Here is a 24,258-nt window from a genome sequence, read left to right as displayed (position 1 = left end):
ATTATAATAAAAAAGCCATATCGATTTATCAGTATGTATTGATAAATTAATATGGCTTTTATATTGGAGATTTATAATAGTTAAAGTGGGAGCAATTGATGAACCTATGTCACTACTCCTGAAACTAACTATCAGCTATAATCTATTGCTTTTGGTTGGGCTTAAGTTTGTAATTAATGGCAAGTCCAATTCCAATTAGTGCCCAGAATAGAGGAGCCACCGTAATTGTAGAGTCATTCGTTATACCAGAGATCATATATGCCACTGTACCGATGAAGATTGAAACGCCGACCTGTGAATAAAAATTATTAAAAGTGCCATTTATATATAACTTAATACTGGAAACGAAATAAATGAAATAAAATAGTAAGAAGGCTATAAGTGAAACGACACCAGTCTGGACACCCATCTGCAGATACATATTATGAGGTCTTGTAATTAATTGTCCATCAAAACCGGCATTATACAGATTAACGTAATCTTGCTGAGGGAAAGCAAATACGAATGTATCAGCACCGGTTCCAAATATATTATCCTTTAGCAGGGGGATTGTACGTGACCATATATATCCTCTGGAGGAAGCAAACATTTCATGTCCTGTAAAAAGTGCAGATTCTGCCTTTTTGATTTTATCAAACTTACCGCTTACATTTAAATAGTAAAATGAGTTATCACCTAACTGATTTGAAAAAATCCAATCTTTATTGTCAATATTAACCTTTAAGCACAGTATCTGATTGTATAAAGTAAGTGCAGCTTTGAGGCCGCTAAAGCGTTCATCATTGATTAAAAATTCCCCTGTTCCATTATCCATGGTATACGGAATAATTTTATCCAATCCATCCTTCATTAATATGGACATACCATCATTTGCCATACTTAAGTTTATTTTTATGTCATTTCCTTTATATGTAATAACCAAGTCGTCACCAGTTTTTATATCAGTTAAAGTCGGGTTTTCTTTCGTCATATTAAATAAAGTGTTAACTGTATTGGTTATCTTTGTAAAATTTAATACGAATAAGACGAGAATAACAGTAACCACAATTCCATATATTGATATTAATATCTTAGATTTGCGGAATATATATTTACGGAATAAAATTAATATTAAAACTGCTGCAAAGAAAAGACTTATAACACTAGTCTTAGATTGTGAGCCGAGGAGACTTATTAGTAATCCAATAAGTGCGGTTATGTATAAAATAATTTTATTTCTGCTTTTTTCTGCCAGCAGCATACCCACAAGTATAGGGGCGAGTAAGGAAACATAGACACCTACATAATTGGGATTATAGAGGGTTAAATAGACACGGTGAAGCCCAAAATTAAAACTTAAATCTAATTTACCTAAAAGTTTACTTGGCAGAATAAGATTTTTAGCAAGATCGGATCCTATAAAATCATGCCCCAAAATTTGTGACAGCCCTAATAAGCTTAAAATTATAATGCTAATAAGTAAATATTTAAATATAAAACGAAGATTATCTTCTGTCTTAATAAATAAGAAAGCATAATATACTGAAATGCAATAGCCTAATATAACAAATATTGACTCAAATTGTTCATAAATTCCTGTAAACCCAAAAGGTGTATATTTTGAGAATATAGTTGATAAAAGTGCAAAAAGTCCGTATAGTAATAATGGTAACAAGGTAAATGAAAAAGTTAATTTCTTTTTGTCTTTATAAGCATTGTAGATTATAAGTAACAACATGATGGAACATACAATTATATAAAAAACTTGCTTATAAAATAAAAATACATCGGTTTTTAATCCGTCTTGAGAAAACCATTTATAACCTGCCAAACCAGTATCATATTCATGCACTCTTATTATTAAAGGAAGTATTGCAGTTATAAAGATAATTGGCAGCATGTAAAGCTTACTATTCTTGGCAGAATAATTACTTGCTTTTTGTGAATGTGAGGAACTTTTATTTTTTGATGTTGAGTTCGCTTTCATAGTTATCTCCTTATTTAATATAATACATATCATTTATATATTCTAATATGAATTTATGGTATTTACAAGTTATATAATAAAATAATGGTATGTTATATAATAAAATAATGGTATGTATACAATAGAATAGTGGTATGGTAAAATTTATTTATTATGAAATACGACAAAAAACTTGTATAAAGGGGACAGATTAACTATAATAAACTTAAAAGTGGTCCTATGTCAAAGTGAGGTGGTAGACGTATATGTATATAAAATATTATAAAAGAATAATTGATTTTGTGCTATCACTTATTGCGATTGTATTGCTTTTATGGTTATTTTTCCTTCTTATGCTATTTATTAAATTAACGTCTAAAGGACCAGTGTTTTTCCGCCAAAAGAGAATAGGGAAGAATAAAAGTGAATTCTACATACTAAAATTTAGAACAATGAGAATTGATACCCCAAGTGATATGCCCACGCATTTGCTTGAAAATCCTGAAAAATACATAACTGTCATAGGAAAAATCCTAAGAAAAACCAGCTTGGATGAACTTCCCCAATTATTTAATATAATTAAGGGAGATATGAGTATAGTCGGACCAAGACCTGCTTTATGGAATCAGTATGATTTAATAGAGGAAAGAGATAAATACGGTGCTAATGATGTAAAACCTGGTTTAACTGGCTGGGCACAGATTAATGGCAGGGATGAACTGCCAATTCCATTAAAGGCAAAGCTGGATGGAGAATACATAAAAAAGATAAGTTTTATGTTTGATATAAAATGTATTATAAAAACTGTAGGTTGTGTAATAAGGCGCGATGGACAGAAAGAAGGTACTACGGAGGTTAGTAATAATTCATGAAGAAAGTACTTGTAATCGGAGCCAATAGTTATATCGGCCGAAAGTTTAGGGAGTATGTCTTGCAGGAATGTGAGTATGAACTAACAGTTGACTTAGTAAGTGCATTCGATGGTTCATGGAGGATGGTGGATTTTACTTGCTATGATGTTATTTTGCATCTTGCAGCCATTGTACATAAAAAGGAAACAAAAGGTATGGAGGCACTTTATTATGATGTAAATCATAAACTTGCCTTAGAAGCTGCCAGGAAGGCGAAAGAAAGTCAAATAAATCAATTTATTTTCATGAGTACTGCTGCAGTGTTTGGTCCTTCCTACGAGTGCATTACAAAAGAAACTAAACCTAGACCAGTCACTTTTTACGGGAAGTCAAAATTATTAGCTGAAAGTGAAATACTAAAGCTGCAAGATGAAAAATATCGGATTGCAATTGTACGTCCTCCAATGGTTTATGGGGATGGCTGCAAAGGAAATTATGAAAAACTGGTTAAACTAGCGAGATACACTCCGGTATTTCCAGAGTATCACAATAAGCGAAGCATGTTATATATTGATAACTTATCGAAATATCTGGTAGAATTAATTAGAAATGAAAGTAACGGAATCTATCATCCTCAAGATGGTGATTATGCGGATACATGTGAGGTAATAGTCAAAATACGTAAAGAGATGGGTAAAAGGACTAAATTGACACCTTATTTTAATGCTATGATAGGTTTTTTCATTAAGAACAATATTAGTGTATTAAAAAAAATGTTCGGTGATTTATATTATGATAAATCTTTGGTGTAGAATAATAATCAATTTCTGATTATGGATTTATGCCTTTGTATGGAGCAAGTAATGGATAAATTAAAAATATTGCAGATAAATAAATTATATTACCCTGTTACTGGTGGAATTGAACGTATTGTACAACAGGTAGCAGAAGGTTTACAAGATAAGACTGACATGGAAGTGTTGGTGTGTCAGGAACGAGGTAAAACTATTGTAGAGGATATTAATGGAGTAAAGGTCACCCGTGCAGGCAGTTATGGGGTATTTTTATCTATGCCGATATCCTTTATTTTTTTAAGAAAGTTAAGAAAGATGTCTATGGATAAAGACATACTTCACTTTCATATGCCTTTCCCACTTGGTGATTTAGCTTGTATATTATCTGGGTATAAAGGCAAAGTAGTAATCTGGTGGCATAGTGATATTGTGAGACAAAAGAAACTGATGTATGTTTATCGTCCATTAATGGATAAGTTTTTAAAAAGAGCTGATGCTATTATAGTTGCTACGCAGGGACACATTGATGGTTCTGATTATCTGTCAAAGTACAAAGATAAGTGCATTATAATACCATACGGTGTTGATTTATTAATTGAAGACAGAGGAACTCAGTATTATAAAAATGCTGTTCCGACACATAAGAAACAATTAAAACTGTTATTTGTTGGGCGATTTGTCTATTATAAAGGCTGTGAAGTACTATTAAGAGCCATTAGTAAAGTAGACGGAATTGAATTGAACATGGTTGGCAGCGGTGAATTAGAGCCAAAATTAAAAGAAGATGTGATTAAACTTGGTATACAAAATAGAGTACATTTTCTTGGCAATATAGGCGATAATGAACTAAATAAAGCATTTGAAGAATGCGATGTATTCGTTTTACCATCAATACTCAAAAGCGAGGCCTTTGGATTAGTGCAAATAGAAGCAATGGCATATGGTAAGCCTGTGATTAATACGAATCTTCCAAGCGGGGTTCCTTATGTAAGTATAGATCATGTTACTGGATTAACCGTGCCGCCGAATGATGTACAAGCACTGGCGGATGCGATTCAATGGATGGCATTACATGAAGAAGAAAGAATTGAGATGGGAAGAAAAGCAAGAGAACGTATGAAAGAATGTTTTCAAATGGAGAGTATGCTAAAGAATGTTCTTAAGCTTTATCAGAATTTATAGATAAAAGTAGAGGATTATTGGAAAATATCATATTTAATATTGTATATACGATATAAGTAAGTTATAATTGTTAATTATATATTACTATATTTCGTTTAAGTGGAAATGAGGAAACTCTGTGAAAATCGCATTTGATGCTCAATTATTGATAAAAGGTGACAAAACGGGAATAGGGTGGTGCGCAGAGAATATATTAATGCGAATGCCCCAATATCTTGAAAATACATATCAACTGAATTATTTTTCTCTTGGTTATACGGTAGAGCAACTAGATAATGTACATAAATATACTACTTTTGGATATCAAATAAATGAATGCACATGGTTCCACCATACTTTATATCGAATGATGTGGAACTTCTTTTATGTGCCTTATTCTTTTTTCTTTAGAAAGCCAGCTGATGTTACCTTATTCTTTAATTATGTAATACCACCAGGAGTAAAGGGCAAAAAAATAGCCATTGTTTATGATATGGCATATAAGGCATATCCCGAAACTGTGCGAAAAAGGACGAGACGGTTATTAGAGATAGCATTAAAGAAATCATGTCGCAGGGCAGATCATATTCTTACTATATCCGAATTCAGCAAAAAAGAAATAATAAAATATCTAAATATACCTGAGGATAAAATAACGATAATGCCCTGTGGTGTTGATACAACTTTATATCATGAAAAATATACAGATGAAGATATCGATAGAGTATGTAAAAAATATAGGATACAGGGAGTGTATTTACTTTACTTAGGGACACTAGAACCCAGAAAGAATATTGTAAGACTATTAAAAGCCTATGCTCAATTAAAGCAAAAAATATCCGATACACCTAAGTTAGTATTAGCAGGGAGAAAAGGCTGGATGTATGATGAAATTTTTGAAATTGTTAATTCACTTAATTTAATGAGTGATATTATATTTACTGGATATGTGGATGCAGAAGATGCACCAATACTTATTAAAGGGGCAATGGTGTTTCTTTTCCCTTCTATATATGAAGGATTTGGTATGCCACCACTTGAAGCTATGGCTTGTGGTACTCCAGTATTGACTTCTAACACCTCATCACTTCCGGAAGTTGTTGGAGATGCGGGGGTTTTGGTGGATCCTTTTTCTGTAGATAGTATAAAGGATGGTATGGAGAAACTTATTAATAGTAAAGAGTTGAGGATGGAATTATCTAATAAAGGATTAGTAAGGTCAAAAAATTTTTCTTGGGATGTGTCTACTGAAGTTTTTCATAAGGTTATACAAAATAATTTAGGCAAATAAGAGAGGAAGATTTAAATTGAAAATTGCATTTGATGCACAGTTATTATTTGAAAAACAAAAAACAGGTATTGGTAGGACAGCCGACTATGTAATAAGAAATATAATAAAAGAATATGACAATGAATATTATTTGAATTATTTTTCAATACGGAATAGTAGTGAAAAAGAAGAGATAGTTCAAAATTATAATAAACTAGGCTATAAAGTGCATAAATGTGGATGGTTTCATAATGTAATATATCGTAAAATATGGAATAACATTTCAATTCCTTATACATTATTTTTTGGTAGAAGCTACGAAATCACACAATTTTTTAATTATGACATTCCACCCGGGGTAAGTGGCAAAGCAGTAACATTTATATACGATATGGTATATAAAGCCTTTCCAGAAACTATGAGTAAAAAGACATTGAAGATGTTGGATTATAATTTGGAAAAGACTTGTAAAAGGGCAAATCATATTATTACAATTTCACAGTTCAGTAAAAATGAAATAATTAAGTATTTACAAGTGCCGGAAAATAAAATTTCCATTATGCCATGTGGTGTCGATTTATCAATTTATCATACTAGCTATTCTGAAGAAGAAGTAGGAAAAGTTAAGGAAAAATATGCTATTCAAGGTGAGTATATATTATATCTAGGTACATTAGAACCTAGAAAAAATATCGTAAGACTTATAGAGGCTTACTTTCAATTAAAAAGAAAGGGTATTGTGTTGCCTAAATTGGTATTAGCCGGAAAAAAAGGTTGGATGTATGACACAATATTTAATACGATAGAATTATATAAATTAAATGAATATATTATTTTTACGGATTATATAGAAGATGGAGATATACCTAAGCTTTTAAATGGTGCTAGAATTTTTGTATTCCCATCTATTTATGAAGGATTTGGTCTCCCACCATTAGAGGCAATGGCTTGTGGTACCCCTGTTATAGCATCAAACACAGCATCGTTACCGGAAATAGTAGGAGATGCAGGTCTATTGGTTAATCCATATTCAATAGAAGAGTTAGCAAGTACAATAGAAAATTTATTAAACGATGAATTACTACGAAAGAATCTTATTGAAAAAGGACTACAGCGAGTAAAAAAGTTTTCATGGAACCAATCAGTAAATCGATTGATGGAGATTTATTATTCTTTACTTGAATGAAAGAAAGGTAATTTTATGAATACAATTAAAGAATTATATGGATATAGGCAAATGATATTTAGCCTTGTAAAAAGGGATTTACGAGGACGATACAAGGGGTCAGCATTGGGATTTCTATGGACTTTCATAAATCCGTTGCTACAGTTGATAGTTTATACTCTCGTATTTTCTGTAATTATAAAAACTGACATAGATAAATTTTACTTGTTTCTTTTTGTTGCTCTTGTTCCCTGGCTTTTTTTTAGTACTTGTTTGACTGGAGGAGCAAGTTGTATATGGGCTCAACAAGATATGGTAAAGAAGATATATTTTCCTCGTGAAGTATTACCACTTTCATATGTAATAAGTCAATTAATTAATATGTTACTTACATTTATAGTTATTTTTATAGTTATTATTATTTCAGGGACTGGAATTAATGTTATAGCTGTCTTATATTTGCCGATAATAATTTCAGTGGAATTTGTTCTTGCGTTAGGGACTACTATGCTTATGTCTGCATTAACAGTTTATTTCAGAGACTTGGAATACATTTTGAGTATCGTAAGCATGGCTTGGATGTATATGACACCTATAGTTTATTCGGTAGAACAAGTTCCAAAAGAAATAATGCCTTTCTATAACTTGAATCCAATGAATCCAATTATAATTGCATATCGTGATATACTGTATTATAAACATTCGCCTCAACTAGGTACTTTAGTACATGCATTTTTACTGGGTCTTTTTGTTTTGATTTTGGGATGTTTTTTGTTTTCGAAATTAAAAAGGCATTTTGCGGAGGAACTATAATATGAAAAATGAGAATGCAGTTGAAGTTAAAAATGTTAAAAAAAAGTTTAAAGTCTATTTTGATAAAGGAAGTAGCTTAAAAGAAAAAGTACTTTTTAAAAATAGAAATCGATATGAAGTTAGATGGGTGTTAAATGGTATAAGTTTTGAGGTTAAAAAGGGAGAAGCGATTGGCATAATTGGTCATAATGGTTGTGGAAAAAGTACTACTTTAAAGCTTCTTACTAGAATAATGTATCCGGATGATGGTACGATTGAAATTAAAGGCAGGGTTTCCAGCTTAATTGAATTAGGAGCAGGTTTTCATCCAGATATGAGCGGTAGGGAGAATATATACACTAATGCTTCAATATTTGGATTGACAAGAAAGGAAATTGATTCTCGTATTAATGATATAATTGAGTTTTCAGAGCTAGAAGAATTCTTAGATAACCCAGTTAGAACATACTCTTCAGGAATGTATATGCGTTTAGCTTTTTCTATTGCTATTAATGTGGACGCGGATGTCCTTCTGATTGATGAAATATTAGCAGTTGGTGATGCCAATTTTCAGGCAAAATGTTTAAACAAACTAAGGGAAATAAAAAGCAGAGGAACTACAATTGTTATAGTTTCGCATTCCATGACACAAATTGAACAAATTTGCAATCGATGTATTTGGATTAATAAAGGTGAGATATATAAAGAAGGATCCCCTAGCGACATTGTTTATCAATATCTAGATTATATGGGAGAACAAAATAAGGGATTTCAAAAAACAGTTGATTTAGAAGTTAAAAATGATGGTATTCAATCGAATAATGCAATGAATGATCAAAAAGAACAACTCATAACGAGTGTAGCAAAAAACGATGATATTGTCGATTCGATAAATAAGGATCAAATTGCTAAAATCGTACAGGTTGAATTGCTACATAAGGATGGTAAATCAGATACACGATTTAAAACTGGCGAACCAGTCACTTTAAGGATAAGCTATAAAGCAAAACCACATTATCTTGATCAACCTATCATTGGGTTAAAATTATATCGAAATGATAATATCAATAGTTTTGGAACTAATACTCAGAATGAACATGTAAAGGTTCAGTTATATGAACAAGGATTTTTTTATTGCCATTTCGAAAAATTTAATTTGATTGCGGGGGAATATATATTAGATATAGCAATACGGTCTCAAGAAATGTTCGCATATGATTATATAAGTCATGCGGCACAGTTTGTTATATATAACTCCATTTATGAGGAAGGAATTGTTCATTTAGATCATTATTGGGAGTTTAAGTCAGACGTTGATATAGAATAAATGGGAGATTATTATGGATAATTTGGAGAAAGAAATAAAAAGAAAAATAAATATCCGAAAAATGGCAATAAAAAATATGGGTCTAAATGATGATAATGACATGTACTTTCGCTCAGATAATGAAAAAAAAAGTAAAGACAGTGACAGACTTTATTATATACTTAATGAGAACATTAGAGAAGCAAATGATCATTCTTATCAAAATGCATATTGGATATTGTCGGGTAAAAAAATTACGATATTTATAAAAAAATTATTACGTAAATTAGTAAGAATCTTTTATGGGTGGTTTTTATTCCCAATGATTGATCGTCAAAGCCACTTTAACGGTAAAACGGTAAATTCACTTACAATTCTGAAGGATATTATTACTAAGCAAGAACAGACTATTAATCAATTAATTAATAAATGTGATAACTTAGAAAAAAATATGCAGATAAAACAAGATGAGAATAATCAGAATCTATTCAACAAGATAAAGTCGATAACACAAGAACTCGAGTATCAAATAGAGAATAATGATCATAAATTGCATGACGAAATTGAGGAAGTTGCATTTAAATTATTGACTCAAATAGATTACAATAAAAAATCTTTAGATTATTTTCAAAGTCAAGTATCACCAGGTTCTAGGTTTGAAGTACTTGATAAACGAAACATTATTATTGATGGAATTATTGATTTTGAATTACAGGATAGAGTGCAGCAGCTAGAAAAAGCTACCAATGAAGATGTTACTGATAAACTAAGGAATGCTACAGAATATTATATTGAAACAATGCAAAAAAAGTTAGCAAAACGTGCAATGTTAAAGAAAGATTTAATAATTATTTATTGTTTACGTTTTCGAGAAGAAAGTGGAATTGAAGCTATAAAGAATGAAGCATATGATTTGTTTCAATTATTGTCAAGAGAAAGTAAATATGATGTTAAAATTTTGTCTTTGGAACATGTTGCAGAAGAACCTAATTATTCTGATCATATTATTTATGTAGATAAGAAGAATATAAATAAATGCATGGGTGAATTAGCACCTTCGTTAATAATTTTGATTGAAAGTACACCCTATATTATTTTTAATTATGATGGTGTACTAATAAAAAATCACACGCTTATAAAATTAACTGGACAAAATCCGCTACAGGGGCTCGATGAAGGAATTATTGAAGAATTGAGGCATTGTAACGATTTTGGAGTACATCAATATCTTGTTGAATCACAAAATGCATATGACGTAATGTTTGAAAATGGTTTTAGAAATGTTATTTTATCCTATCCTGTAATTGATTCAAATAGAGTTACATATAAAGAGAGAAAAAAGATTCATCAAGGTTCATTTGTGGTAGGTTTTGCCTCATCTCCCATGGAGGAAAAGCAGTTTGATGATAGGGGAATGAATTTATTATTAGAAGTTATGAGAAAATTACCGGATGTAACCTTTAAAATTTTATGGAGAAATGAATTGCTTCAAGTTTCTGCTGCTTTTGAAGAACTCAATAATTGTGAGATTTATATAGGAAAATATAATATGGAGTTATTTTATCAAGAAATTGACTGCATTATAGTACCATATCGAACTGTTGATTATAATCATGCCTGTTCTTTATCCGGAGTAGAGGCGATGTTAAATAATATTCCAGTTGTGTGTACAAATGTTGCTGGGATTTCTGAACTTGTCAATAGGTTTGATATGGGAGTAATTTGTGAGCCAACAAGTATGAATATAGTCTCAGGGATAAATACTTTGATATCAAATTACAATAATTATATTGGGCATAATAAAGTTAAGAGGCTAAAAGAAATTTTAGATTCTAGACAAATTGTTTCAATCATTGAAAATACACTTATGGACTATTATCCTAAAAATTTTGTGACACTAGATGAATGGAACTATCATTTAGTAAAAAAGGATAAATATCTTGTTAAAGGTCATTCAGCTATTAAAGAATATTATCAAAATAAAGATGTTGCAAATAATTATAATGACGATAGATTTTTACAATATCCTACTAACTATTTTGATGCTTTTGAGCGTGCTTCTATAGGTTTATTAATTAAAGCAAAATTTCATGATAATCATTTGAAAATATTAGATATAGCTTCAGGAGATGGAAGGATAGTACAGGAAATTATAAAATATGGTGAATGTACCTCCATAGATAGCTCAATGGCAATGCTAGATATTGTAAAGGAACGTTATGGAAAAATTGGGGAACTAAAAACTGAGATATGTGATTATTTTACAGATGATATAGCGAATCAATATGATGTCATCACAACATTTCGATATATTAGACATTTTGATTATAAGCAACGTAAAATATTATATAAAAGGTTATGGAATAATCTAAATAAAAATGGTATCCTTATTTTTGATGCACCCAATATAAAATATGCTATGAAAAATAGAGAACAAGGTAATTGGGATGACTTTAATATCTATGATGTTTTCTGGACTGAAAAAAGTATAATACAAGAATTAAATGAAAATAATTTTGAAGCAATATATCTAATTCCTATTGGGGTAAAAACGATAGAAAATGATCCAGTATCCTGGACAGTTGCAGCAGTTAAGAAATAATTACAATGTAATAATTTCGATATTATATTTAATATAGGGAGATTCTATATGAAAAAAAAGAAAATTTGCGTCTTACATGCACAAGTTCCTTTTGTTCGTGGTGGTGCTGAATTGTTAGTGGAAAATTTGACCAGAGAACTTAATGAACGCAATTTTGATGCGGAACTTGTTTCGATACCATTTAAATGGTATCCCAATAATTCATTAATAGATAGTGTACTTGCTTGGAGGATGATAGACTTATCAGAAACAAATGGTAATAGAATTGATTTAGTAATTGGTACTAAATTCCCTACATATGCAGTAAACCATGAAAACAAAATATTATGGTTGGTTCATCAGTTTCGTGAAGCTTATGATTTATGTGATAATAAAGATTACGCTGGTCTAAATACAATACCAGAAGGCGCTAAAACCCGCAGCAAAATAATAGATTTAGATAATAAACTTATACCAGAATCAAAAGAAATATATTCTATATCTAAAAATGTTACTAATAGATTAAAAAAGTATAATAATATTGATTCAATTCCTTTATATCATCCACCAATGCATATGGGAAAATATAACAATGAAAGTTATGGTAATTATATATTATCAATTGGGCGTCTTGATATGAAAAAAAGGGTTGACTTGTTAATAAAATCATTAACTTATAGCGATAAATCTGTACAAGCTTATATAGCTGGTAAAGGTCCTGAATTAGATAAGTTACAAAAGCTAGCTTATGATTTACAAGTTGAAGATAGAGTTAAGTTTTTGGGTTTTGTAAACGATACTGATTTACTGAAATTGTATGCCAATGCATTCGCAGTCTACTTTGCTCCTGTTGATGAGGACTATGGATATATTACACTAGAAGCTTTATTATCTAAAAAACCTTTAATTACATGTAATGATTCCGGTGGAGTCTTAGAATTTGTGGAGGATGAGTTGAGTGCTTATATCGTTAATTCAAATGAAATAGAAATAGGTGAAAAAATTAATATTATGTATAATAATAAAAATAAATGTAAAGATATGGGGGAATATGGATATAATAATGTTAAAGACATTAGTTGGGATAATGTAATAGATAGATTAACTCAAACAATCAGATAAGGGGAGGGATAAGTATGCGTATTGCATATTGTTCACCATTTAATCCTATAAAATCAGGCATATCAGATTTTAATGAAGAATTACTTATGGAATTAAAGAAATTTGCTGATATAGATTTATTTTATAATGTGCAACCGAGTAAACAAGAAATTCTTGATAATTTTGCTTTTTATAATATTGAAGAATTATATAAAGATAGTATTCGCTCTAAATATGATACAATCGTATATCATATGGGTAATAATGTAGAATATCATAAATGTATTGCTGAAACATTTATGCAGTTTCCTGGTATTTTAGAGCTGCATGATTTTTCACTGCATAATTATCTTGCAGGAGATACATATGTACGAAATGATGTTCAAGCTTATGTAGAAGGTGTTCGTTATAGTCATGGAGAAAAAGGCGTAAAAATAGTTCAGAAATTTATAGCTGGACAAGCAAAAGCTCCATGGGAAACTCATTCCTTGGAATTAACTGTGAATAAACACTTAATAGATCGTGCAAAAGGTGTTATTGTTCATTCAGATATGGCTAAACAAATGGTAAAAGGTATAAGACCTGAGGTTCCGGTAATTAATATACCTCTGCACACGCCGGATATTTTAGCAGATTATGAAGTGAATAAAATTGAAGCTAAGAAAAAATTGAATATAGACGGTAAAACTTATGTATTTGGATCGTTTGGCTATGCAACTAGGGCAAAAAGAATAATTGAAACGCTAGAAGCATTAGGTATGTTTTATAAAAAAGTAACTAAAGATTTTCATTACTTCATAGTTGGTAAAGTGGATGGTATTGATGTTGAAAGTAAAATCCAAGAGTTATCAATTCAAGATAATGTAACTGTTACTGGGTTTACTGAGTTAGAAGATTTTAAAACTTATATGAGTGCGTGCGATATATGTATTAATTTAAGGTATCCTACACATGGCGAATCTTCAGCTAGTTTGCATCGCATGTTAGGGATGGGGAAAGCTGTTATCGTCTCAAATATAGGTAGCTTTGATGAATATCCAGATGAAATTGTTTTAAAAGTTCGGTGTGATTGCGATGAAATAACAGATATCTACAATGCATTATGTGAACTAACAAATAATAGTTCAATAATGAAGCAGCGAAATAAAAGTGCTTTTGAGTATGCTAATAAGTATTGCAATTTGGAAATGAATGCATGCAAATATTTTGAATTCTATCAGAATGTATGTAATAACAGTTTTATTGAAAGAGGAATAGATTATTTTATTGACAAGCTATTTGAACTAAATATTGTAGAAGAACATTATATTGACTACTTGATTAATGTGAGAAAAATTAATAAAATTATTGAAAGATATTAATAATCGTTTACAGATAAGGAGAAAACGATGAATATAAATTTGAAAAGAATAAATTGGGATTTGGCTTCTAGAACAATAATAATTATTTTTTTTATTGTTTTTATGTTATTAGCAACATTGACACCAACAGCTCCAACTGGTGAAAGCGATGATTATATGTTGTCTACTATATCATTGGAAAATAGGTTTTCTTTAAGAATGACAGAAAAAGATGTTGAACAAGCAAAAAAAGATTTTCCAGAGCATTATGCATATATAAGGGCCTCATGGGATAACGGTATGCCAGATTATTTTAGTATTGTTAAAGGGGAAGTATATCCATGGTACATGGGTACTTATTCGATAACTTGTATTCCTATGAAAATATTACTAAAAACATTGGGATTAAGTCAATCGTATGCATTCGCAATAACAAATATATTTTGGTACGTTCTTTCACTTTTGGTAGTATTTTTTAAATTAAAAGTGAGTCGAAAGAATGTTTTTTTTACAATCTTATTATTAGTAAGTACACCAACAGTGCTTTATTATTTTTGGCCTTCTGCTGAAATTTTTATCTTTTCATTAGTTGTTATATCATTAGTATATTTTACAAATAGTAATCATAAATTAGCTGGATTATTTGTTTCGTTGGCGGGTACATTAAACCCAGCTATTATGGCATATGGAGCAGTGATTATATTAGACTATTTTACTAAAATGTATACTGAATCAATACAAAAAGGTGAAAAAAACATTATTAATGTTTTGCTAAAAAATATAAAAGATATCATAATTCTAATAATCTGTTTTCTGCCATCATTAACAACATTTATATATAATTACATTCATTTTAAAATGTTTAATTTGCAGAATGTACTCGGTTTAGCGAGGACTGACCTTATATTTGAAAGATTTTTAACGTATATCTTTGATTTGAATTTGGGATTTTTACCTTATTTCACAATTGCATTATTTTTATTTTTTGTTATTGCAATATATGGAATTTTTAAGAAGGATAGAATGTCACTAATGTTTATTTTAGCCTTTTTGCTTACTGTATTAACATATTCTAGCACTTGGCATATAAACTGTGGAATGACGGGAATAGCAAGATATAATGCGTGGACTTTTCCAATAATGATATTCTTTTTAACTACTCAAGCCACACGAATAATATCTGGTAAATCAGTGAAAAAATATTTATATAGTTTATTACTATGTTCTAGTATTTTAACTACTACTATTGTTGTTTATATAAGAAAATCAGAGACGGGAATGGATTACCGATATTTTTCTCCTATTGCATCTAAAATACTTGATAATTTCCCCTCTCTTTATAATCCATATAGATACACGTTTATTTCAAGAACAAATCATATAGATGGTGGATACTGGGAAGAGACAACAGAGCCAGTTATTTATACTGATAAGGATGGATTTATCAGAAAAATTTTACTAAGTCCTAATACTACCACTAATTTATTAGATTGTATAAAAGGTAGTGAATCTGACTTAAAAGAAATCAAGAAAGAATTAAATGATATTAATGACTATAATAAATGGAATTATATAAATATCGGAAAAAACATTGAACTTAAAACTAAGGTTTATAATGCCCCAGAAGAATTTATTGCAAGTGGAGATCAGGATATTCAAAAATTCACAAAAGGAGTTTATGGAAATGAAGGTTCCTTTAATTGGTTATCTTCAAATGCTTTGATATGTCTAGTAAGTAAAAAAATTGAAATGCATGGTTTGAATTCCAAATTTAATATACCAATAGATTTGAATAGATTAAGCAATGAATCATTAAAGATTGATTTTTATGTTAATGACATTTTAGTCGAAAGTATTCCAATTAATAAAATAGGTAGCTATAATATTCATATTGATAAAAATAAAATTAAAAAAGCGGATGATCAATATTATGAAATTAAAATAATTACAAATGGAGTATATAATCCATACAAAGCAGGAGTGAGTCAGGACAACAGAGATTTAAGTATTCAATTAGAATATTTGGGTTGAAATTATTATTTATTAGGATTATGAAAGGTAATAAGTAAGATGATTCATATAAAAAAGAAAAGACTATACATAATTTCATTGTTTTTTTTAGTACTAGTAAATATAATTTTTTTTATAGGCTGGCTAAGCCCTATCTATGCTATTATATGTTGTTTGGGTATTGGAATATGTTTTATAAAGGCTAGTAATGTAATTTGCAATACAGTTCTTCAAAATGATTGTATTGACATAGAAATAAGTGCTATAATATTATTAACTGTTTTAGTAACTTTAATTGTTTTTTTATCTGGTATAGGAGGTTTTTTTTCGCAAACTTATGATCATATAGCTAGAAACCCTATTTTTAGAGATATTGTAGAACAGAAATGGCCTGTAGTTTACAGCGAAACAAACAATGCATTAGTTTATTATTTTGGATATTGGCTATTACCTGCAATTGCAGGCAAATTAGGAATATTAATTTTCGGTAATTATATTGGTTGGGAAATTGCCAATATTGCATTGTTTTTATATAGTGTGTTTAATATTTTATTAGTATTACTTCTAATTATGTCGTTTATATCTAAAAATGCACCCATTAAAACGATAAATAAAAAAATAATTATTATAATAGTAAGTATTTTCACAGTATTTGGTGGGCTAGATATTATAGGATATATATTTAGGCAGCTTTTGCAAGTAGGTACAATGAATGATTTTGTAAATCATCATATAGACCATTATTTTAAAGAAGCTGCAGTGATTAATGGTAATTTAATACAATTAATGTATGTTTTTAACCAAACAATACCCGCCTTCATAGCAACTTGTTTGTTTGTTAACCTTAAGGAAAATTATTCAATTTATGCATTACTCGGATTTTCTATCCTTATTTCATCACCATTTCCTTTAATTGGTTTAGCCACACTTATGATAATATATGTAATTAAATTAGCATTAACAAAGAAAATTAATGTGAAAGAATTATTTTCAATTCCTAATTGTATCAGCACACTAATATTCTTACCAATTTATTATTTATTTTATCATGGTGCTAGCAATATTATTACAATAAAAAATATTGTAGCGACATATGGCATTAAAAGGAGTATACTTGTTGTTATAATTGTATTTCTGCTTGAATTTGGCTTATATACATTTTGCATTATACATGAATATAAAAAGGATATTTTGCTATATGCTGCAAATATATCGATGGTTGTATTTTTCTTTATTTCTTTAGATGGTACAATGGATTTTACTGCAAGAACTACAATACCTGGATGTTTTTATATTATGATTTTGGTAATTGAATTTATCTGTAAAAAAGTTAAAACAGATAAAATAACATTTGGTATTTATGGTCTTATCATATTGTTATCGATAGCAGGTATATCTCCATTAATTGATTTAACTAATTTGGTAAGTCAAATATATCAAATGGGTACCGTACGGGTTCCCTTTGATCCGTATTATACTCTTAGAGATAAAAGTTATGATTCTGACATTTGGTTTTTAAAACAATATGTAGTAGAAAATCCATCTGAAGATTTATTTTTTAAAAAATTAAGCAAGATGGAAAAAATTGAGGATAAAAATCTACCAATCATAACTACCAAACAAAAAGATGGAATTACGTATATTTCAAAAGTCACTTTAACTAAAAGTTCTATAGCTAAATTTTTATCGGTTATTCACTCTAAAGACATAAGTTATCTGAATAACAAATTGAGTGATATTAAACTTGATGATAAAATATACGTAATTGAATTTGATGACAATATGGTTTTTCCTAACAATAGACAACCACTGGACCCGAATAATTTGAAACTGGAAATTAGTTGGGACAATTATGCTAAAAAATATAGTGAAAACAATACGAAAATATTGGCCGATATTAAAGTGAAAAATATTAGTAATACAACTATATTAGCAGGGCAATTGGAACAACCAGCGTTGCGGACTGGTATAGTAATTTCTCTTCTTACAGAAGAAGGCGAAATAATTACCTACTCATATAGTTATGTATATACATTGTCGACAATTTTTCCGGGACAGGAAAAGACATTCGTGGTACCTATACCAAAACCAATGGAAAAGGGAAAATATAAATTGTCAGTTGATTTCTTTCAAGATGCGGACTTGAACGGAGATAATGCATTTAATTACAATAGTATAAATTATAAAAAAAATATTTTTTATGATATTATAATAAAATAAAAGAGTATTTAATATGAAAATTTATTTTTGATCTCAAAGTGATGGTTTTCTTATGATAGTTATAATTGGTTCTTTGTTAAATAACCGTAATTTTCTAACTGTTTAATTTTTATAATAATTAAAATTTATAAACGGGTAAATACCATGGGATCAGCATTTTATTGTCATTAGTGACATAAAATTGTAAGATATTATATTATTAGAGTATGATTGAAAGGAGAGTATGGGAGTTTAAATTATATATTCCATATAAACGTAAGATGAAAGTTGTATTGTTAGCAGGAGGATTTGGAACACGAATTAGCGAAGAGAGTCATTTAAAACCCAAGCCAATGATTGAGGTTGGCGATATGCCAATATTATGGCATATAATGAAATCGTATTCAGCTTATGGTTATAACGATTTTGTAATCTGCTGTGGTTATAAGGCTTATGTTATTAAACAATATTTTGCAGATTACTATTTTCATAGAAGTGATATTACTTTTGATTTTGCCGATGGTAATAGACTTGAGATACATGATAATTTCGCTGAGCCCTGGAAGGTAACACTTGTTGATACTGGGCTCAATACAATGACAGGAGGTCGTATTAAACGTATTCAAAAGTATATAGGCGAAGAGCCTTTTATGCTTACATATGGAGATGGAGTAAGTGATGTAGATATACAAAAGCTGGTTGAATTTCACAAGTCTCATGGCAAGATAGCTACCATGACAGCAATTCAACCTGATGGTCGGTTTGGTGTATTGGATATTAACAACAATCAAATTAATGCATTTCGGGAAAAAAGCAAACAGGACAGTGGATATATTAATGCTGGATTTATGGTATTAGAACCTCAGATTTTCAATTATATTAAAGATGATAGCACTATATTAGAAAAAGAGCCACTAGAGACAATTGCTAGCGAAGGACAATTAATGGCGTATAAACACAGAGGGTTTTGGCAATGTATGGATACTCAACGTGACAAGCAGCAGTTAGAACAACTATGGGAGAGTGGCAAAGCACCTTGGAGGATTTGGTAATGTTGGATTTTTATAAAGGTAAGAAAGTATTTATCACAGGTCATACTGGGTTTAAGGGAACATGGTTGACAAAAATGTTAGTGAATTTAGGTGCGGAAGTAACAGGATACTCTTTAAATCCTAACACAGTACCAGATTTATTCTCTATAAGTAAGGTAAAAGAAAAGATTACATCTGTTATTGGGGATATCAGAGATTTATCCTCACTAAAAAAAGCAATTGATAATGCTCAGCCTGAGATTGTTTTTCATCTTGCAGCTCAGCCAATAGTGCGTGAAAGTTATATAGATCCGCTATATACATATGAAACTAATGTAATGGGGACTGTAAATGTTTTGGAATGTATTAGAACAACTAATTTTATAAAATCTTTTCTTAATGTTACAACAGATAAAGTATATGAAAACAAGGAATGGGAATGGGGATATAGAGAAAATGATCCATTGGATGGTTTTGATCCATATTCAAACAGTAAATCATGTTCAGAACTTGTAACACATAGTTATAAAAAGTCTTTTTTTGCGGATAGTAAAGTAGCAATTTCTACAGCTAGAGCAGGTAATGTAATTGGAGGTGGCGATTTTGCAAATGATAGAATTATACCGGATTGCGTAAGAGCGGCTTTTAAACATGAAACTATTATTGTAAGAAATCCACATTCTACGAGACCTTATCAGCATGTATTGGAGCCTTTATATGCGTATTTATTGATTGCTATGAAGCAATATGAGAATCCTGATATTGCAGATTTTTATAATGTAGGACCGGATGATATTGATTGTATAACAACTGGGACATTGGTAGATCTATTTTGCTCAAAATGGGGTGAAAATCAAGAATGGGCAAATATATCATTAGATGGACCACATGAAGCTAATTTTCTTAAGTTGGATTGCTCAAAAATAAAAAATATATTTAATTGGAATCCGAGATGGAGCGTTGAATTAGCAATTGAAAAAACAGTGGAATGGTCTAAGGCATATCAAAAGGGAGAGAATATACCAGAATTGATGGACAAGCAAATTATAGAATTTATGAAATAGATAAAGGGGCACAAAAGATGAAAAGTATACTTATTACAGGAGCTAATGGGTTTGTCGGAAGTCATTTAACTAAGTTATTTTCTGATAGAGGTAAAAAGGTATATGCATTAGTTCAGAAGGATACGAATTATGAATCTATAAAAGACTTGGATAATGTAAAAATTATGATATTCGACTTAAAAAATGTTCAAGAAATACAAAAAGAGTTGCCTTTAAATATCGATGTACTTTATCATTTAGCTTGGGTAGGAGTTAGTTCTACACTCAAAAACGATGAAGAAATACAGTTAAAGAATATAGAATATAGCTTAAATATATTAAAACTAGCTCGGGAAATAGGTATTAAAAAGATTATTTTTACTGGATCTGTTTCAGAATATGCATATAATAAGGAAGCAGTGAGCGGAATAGATATACCTAGTCCAGCTGATTTTTATAGTGCTACAAAGGTTGCAACACATTACGTTTGTGATATTTACGCCAGACTAAACAATCTTAATTTTATTTGGGTTTTAATTTCTAGTATATATGGTCCGGGTAGGGAAGATAATAATTTGATTACATATTCAATTAAGTCGTTTTTGAAGAAAGAACGTCCAAGTTTTACGAGACTTGAGCAGAGATGGGATTATATATATATTGATGATTTATTGGAAGCTTTATATAGTGTTGGAGAAGCTGGAAAAAATCAAATGATTTATCCAATTGGAAGCGGCGAAAATTTTCAACTATATCATTATGTTAAAGTCATTAGGAATTTAATTGATAAGAATCTACCAATAGGAATTGGAGATTTACCATATAAAACCAAACAAATTGATAATTCTGTTGTTGACATATCAAAGTTAAAAAGTGATACAGGATATATTCCTAAATATTCATTTGAAAGAGGGATATCAAAAACCATAGAGTATTTCAAGCAAAAATATACAGAAGAATGAGGTTATATATGATGTACGATTGTATTATTGTAGGTGCTGGTTTCTGCGGTAGTGTTATAGCAAGAAAGTTGGCGGAAGAATCCAACAAAAAAGTATTAATCCTTGAGAAAAGAAACCATATAGCCGGAAACGCTTATGACGAATTTAATGAATATGGAATACTGATACAAAAATATGGACCTCATATATTTCATACAAATAGTGATGAAGTTTATGCATTCATTACTCGATATGGAGCATGGAAAGATTATAGATTAAATTGCGAAGTTTTTATGGATGGAGTATATACTCCTTCACCTTTTAATTTTAAAACAATAGATACCTTTTATCCAGAGGAATATGCAAGAAAATTAAAACAGAATATTTTAGAAGAATACCCTAATCGAGATAAAGCTACAATAGTTGAAATGTTAGAATCTAAAAATCCTATTGTTAAACAGTACGCTAACATGCTTTTTGAAAAAGATTATAGTCTATACACTGCAAAGCAATGGGGAATAGAGCCTAGCAAGATTGATATTAGTGTATTAAAGAGGGTTCCGGTTCGTTTTAATTATGAAGATAGATATTTTGATGACAAGTATGAATGCTTTCCTAAAAAAGGGTATACTAATTTTTTTGAAAATTTATTGAACCATGAGAATATTACGGTCAAAACCAATATAGATGCTTTAAAAGAAATACAGATAGATGATAAAAAAGGAAAAGTCTATATTAACTCAATAGAAACTAAAGTTCCGGTGGTGTTTACTGGTGCCATTGATGAATTGCTTGCTTATAAGTACGGTAAACTCCCGTATCGTTCACTATATTTTAAATATGAAACAAAGGACCTGGACAGCTTTCAAAATGCTCCTGTTGTTGCTTATCCTCAGGTGCCAGATTATACTAGAGTTACTGAATATACAAAACTTCCCCATCAAGATGGTCATGGTAAAACTACAATTGCATATGAGTATCCTTTACAATATAAATATGATAGTGATTTAGAAATTGAACCCTATTATCCTATTATAAATGATAGTAATTTTAACCTTTATAGTGAATATTTAAATCATTTAAAAGATATTAAAAGCTTATTTTTGTGTGGTAGATTAGCGGATTATAAATACTATAATATGGATAATGCTATAGAAAGAGCTTTTTTAGTATATCAATCTATTATAAAGTATATCTCTGATTAATGTAAAGTGCTAACAGATAAAAATATCGAAAGGATATATGATAATGAAAACAATAACTATAGTAATTCCAACTTATAAAGAAGAGGCAAATATAGTGCCTGCTTATGAAGAAGTTACAAAAGTAATGACTGAAGAATTAATAAATTATAATTATGAAATTATGTTTATAGATAATGATTCACCTGATAATACTAGACTATTGATTGAACAACTTTGTAAAAAAGACAGGCATGTTAAAGCAATATTTAATGCAAGAAATTTTGGTCAAATGCGTTCACATTTTTATGGGTTAAGGCAAGCACAAGGAGATTGTGCAATTTTATTACATGCAGATTTACAAAATCCTCCCAAAGTTATGGTTGAGTTTGTAAAAGAGTGGGAAAAAGGAGCTAAAGTTGTAATTGGGATAAAGGATAATAGCAAAGAAAGCAAATTTATGTTCTTTGCAAGATCTTGTTATTATAGAATTATGGCTAAAATTTCAGATGTAGAGCAAATAAGACATTTTTCCGATTTTGAACTGCTTGACAAAGATTTTTTGGATGTAATAAGAGATTTACACGATCCCATGCCTTATTTAAGAGGCATTGTTTCAGAGTTAGGTTTTAAAATGGCAAGAGTGCATTACTCTCAAAATAAGAGAGAAAGAGGAAAGACTACTGCTAACTTTAAGGTGCTTTATGATTTTGGAATGTTAGGAATTACTTCATATTCTAAATCCATTATGAGATTAGCAACAAAATTAGGGTTTGTATTATCCGGGATTAGTGTAATTATAGCAATAGTTACATTTATTATGAAAATTTGCAACTGGAATTCATTCCCAACTGGTGTTGCGGCTATTGGAGTTGGAGTATTTCTCTTGGGTTCGGTTCAACTGTTTTTTATTGGTTTTTTGGGAGAATATATCTTAAATATCAATACAAGAATTATGGATAGACCTCTAGTAATTGAAGAAAAAAGAATAAATTTTGATAATATAGAAGTAAATGAATAATTATAGAAGGTAAATATCGAAAAAGTTATTTTTACCTTTTAAATTAAAAAGGATAAGCTAACATGAAGATAAGTATAAAGTTAATTCGTGAAATAATATTATATGGTATAATTGGAATTATAAGTTCAGGAACTGATGCAACACTTTTTACAATTATGGTCTATAAGTTATCTTTTCCAAGTATATTGTCTAACTGTATAAGTGTTTTTGTCGGTATAATTATTAGTTTTATTCTCAACATTAATTTTAATTTTAAAACAAAAGATAGGATGCTAAAGCGCTTTACATTATTTTTCTCAATAGGTATGGTTGGATTAGGTCTATCTACTTTTATTATTACTTTAGGAGAAAGGTTACAGTTTAATATTTTTATTGTTAAGCTAGGATCGATTATTATAGTTGCATTAATACAATACATATTAAATAAATTTATATCATTTAAAAAAAATAATATAGTTACAAAACAATTTTAATAATAAAATATGTAATTTCAATGTTTGTAATAGTAAGTTTTATGAAATTCAAA

19 protein-coding genes are annotated in these 24,258 nt (G+C 29.7%); 18 read left to right on the top strand and 1 reads right to left on the bottom strand.

Annotated elements, in window-relative coordinates; genetic code table 11:
• Nucleotides 1-142: 142 nt before the first annotated feature.
• Nucleotides 143-1,810: an O-antigen ligase family protein gene (locus QA584_RS22325; RefSeq protein WP_278271315.1), complete on the bottom strand. Its 1,668-nt coding sequence runs from the start codon at nucleotides 1,808-1,810 to the stop codon at nucleotides 143-145.
• 401 nt (nucleotides 1,811-2,211) lie between these two features.
• Here QA584_RS22325 and QA584_RS22320 point away from each other — a divergent pair, with 401 nt between their 5' ends.
• From QA584_RS22320 to QA584_RS22235, 18 genes are all read left to right on the top strand, one after another.
• On the top strand, nucleotides 2,212-2,817 hold the full coding sequence (locus tag QA584_RS22320) for a sugar transferase (RefSeq protein WP_278271314.1): 606 nt from the start codon (nucleotides 2,212-2,214) through the stop codon (nucleotides 2,815-2,817).
• On the top strand, nucleotides 2,814-3,608 hold the full coding sequence (locus tag QA584_RS22315) for an NAD-dependent epimerase/dehydratase family protein (RefSeq protein WP_278271313.1): 795 nt from the start codon (nucleotides 2,814-2,816) through the stop codon (nucleotides 3,606-3,608). The genes QA584_RS22320 and QA584_RS22315 overlap by 4 nt, the downstream gene beginning before the upstream one ends.
• 51 nt (nucleotides 3,609-3,659) lie before the next feature.
• Nucleotides 3,660-4,772, top strand: coding sequence for a glycosyltransferase (locus tag QA584_RS22310; protein ID WP_278271312.1), 1,113 nt, complete (start codon nucleotides 3,660-3,662; stop codon nucleotides 4,770-4,772).
• A 118-nt stretch (nucleotides 4,773-4,890) separates the two neighbouring features.
• On the top strand, nucleotides 4,891-6,042 hold the full coding sequence (locus QA584_RS22305) for a glycosyltransferase family 4 protein (protein ID WP_278271311.1): 1,152 nt from the start codon (nucleotides 4,891-4,893) through the stop codon (nucleotides 6,040-6,042).
• Between the two features lie 16 nt (nucleotides 6,043-6,058).
• Nucleotides 6,059-7,207 carry a glycosyltransferase family 4 protein gene (locus QA584_RS22300; protein ID WP_278271310.1) on the top strand — a complete coding sequence of 383 codons (1,149 nt, stop codon included), beginning with the start codon at nucleotides 6,059-6,061 and terminating at the stop codon, nucleotides 7,205-7,207.
• A gap of 15 nt (nucleotides 7,208-7,222) precedes the next feature.
• Nucleotides 7,223-7,999, top strand: coding sequence for an ABC transporter permease (locus tag QA584_RS22295; protein ID WP_278271309.1), 777 nt, complete (start codon nucleotides 7,223-7,225; stop codon nucleotides 7,997-7,999).
• 1 nt (nucleotide 8,000) lies between these two features.
• Nucleotides 8,001-9,305 (top strand): ABC transporter ATP-binding protein, encoded by a 1,305-nt coding sequence (locus QA584_RS22290; RefSeq protein WP_278271308.1) that lies wholly within the window; start codon nucleotides 8,001-8,003, stop codon nucleotides 9,303-9,305.
• Nucleotides 9,306-9,318: 13 nt separating this feature from the next.
• Nucleotides 9,319-11,886 (top strand): glycosyltransferase, encoded by a 2,568-nt coding sequence (locus QA584_RS22285; RefSeq protein ID WP_278271307.1) that lies wholly within the window; start codon nucleotides 9,319-9,321, stop codon nucleotides 11,884-11,886.
• A 48-nt stretch (nucleotides 11,887-11,934) separates the two neighbouring features.
• Nucleotides 11,935-12,987, top strand: coding sequence for a glycosyltransferase family 4 protein (locus QA584_RS22280; protein ID WP_278271306.1), 1,053 nt, complete (start codon nucleotides 11,935-11,937; stop codon nucleotides 12,985-12,987).
• Between the two features lie 14 nt (nucleotides 12,988-13,001).
• Nucleotides 13,002-14,327, top strand: a complete 1,326-nt coding sequence (locus QA584_RS22275) for a glycosyltransferase (RefSeq protein WP_278271305.1) — start codon at nucleotides 13,002-13,004, stop codon at nucleotides 14,325-14,327.
• 27 nt (nucleotides 14,328-14,354) lie between these two features.
• Nucleotides 14,355-16,337, top strand: a complete 1,983-nt coding sequence (locus QA584_RS22270; protein ID WP_278271304.1) for a hypothetical protein — start codon at nucleotides 14,355-14,357, stop codon at nucleotides 16,335-16,337.
• A gap of 39 nt (nucleotides 16,338-16,376) precedes the next feature.
• The gene (locus tag QA584_RS22265; protein WP_278271303.1) at nucleotides 16,377-18,536 is read left to right on the top strand and encodes a hypothetical protein; all 2,160 of its coding nucleotides are present in this window, start codon (nucleotides 16,377-16,379) and stop codon (nucleotides 18,534-18,536) included.
• Between the two features lie 260 nt (nucleotides 18,537-18,796).
• Complete coding sequence (gene rfbF / locus QA584_RS22260; RefSeq protein ID WP_278275223.1) at nucleotides 18,797-19,567, top strand: glucose-1-phosphate cytidylyltransferase; 771 nt, start codon at nucleotides 18,797-18,799, stop codon at nucleotides 19,565-19,567.
• Nucleotides 19,531-20,610 (top strand): CDP-glucose 4,6-dehydratase, encoded by a 1,080-nt coding sequence (gene rfbG, locus QA584_RS22255; protein ID WP_278271302.1) that lies wholly within the window; start codon nucleotides 19,531-19,533, stop codon nucleotides 20,608-20,610. Before rfbF ends, rfbG begins: the two co-directional genes overlap by 37 nt.
• 17 nt (nucleotides 20,611-20,627) lie before the next feature.
• On the top strand, nucleotides 20,628-21,551 hold the full coding sequence (locus QA584_RS22250; protein ID WP_278271301.1) for an NAD-dependent epimerase/dehydratase family protein: 924 nt from the start codon (nucleotides 20,628-20,630) through the stop codon (nucleotides 21,549-21,551).
• An 8-nt stretch (nucleotides 21,552-21,559) separates the two neighbouring features.
• Nucleotides 21,560-22,735 carry a UDP-galactopyranose mutase gene (gene glf, locus QA584_RS22245; protein WP_278271300.1) on the top strand — a complete coding sequence of 392 codons (1,176 nt, stop codon included), beginning with the start codon at nucleotides 21,560-21,562 and terminating at the stop codon, nucleotides 22,733-22,735.
• Between the two features lie 43 nt (nucleotides 22,736-22,778).
• Entirely contained in the window at nucleotides 22,779-23,732 is a 954-nt protein-coding gene (locus QA584_RS22240) for a glycosyltransferase family 2 protein (protein ID WP_278271299.1), read from the top strand.
• A gap of 62 nt (nucleotides 23,733-23,794) precedes the next feature.
• Nucleotides 23,795-24,205: a GtrA family protein gene (locus tag QA584_RS22235; protein WP_278271298.1), complete on the top strand. Its 411-nt coding sequence runs from the start codon at nucleotides 23,795-23,797 to the stop codon at nucleotides 24,203-24,205.
• Nucleotides 24,206-24,258: the final 53 nt, after the last annotated feature.

The sequence above is a fragment of the Anaerocolumna sp. AGMB13025 genome, from assembly GCF_029689925.1.
Lineage (GTDB): Bacteria > Bacillota > Clostridia > Lachnospirales > Lachnospiraceae > Anaerocolumna.
Note: the sequence above shows the minus strand (reverse complement) of the source record. Positions and strands in the feature narration are given on the sequence as shown.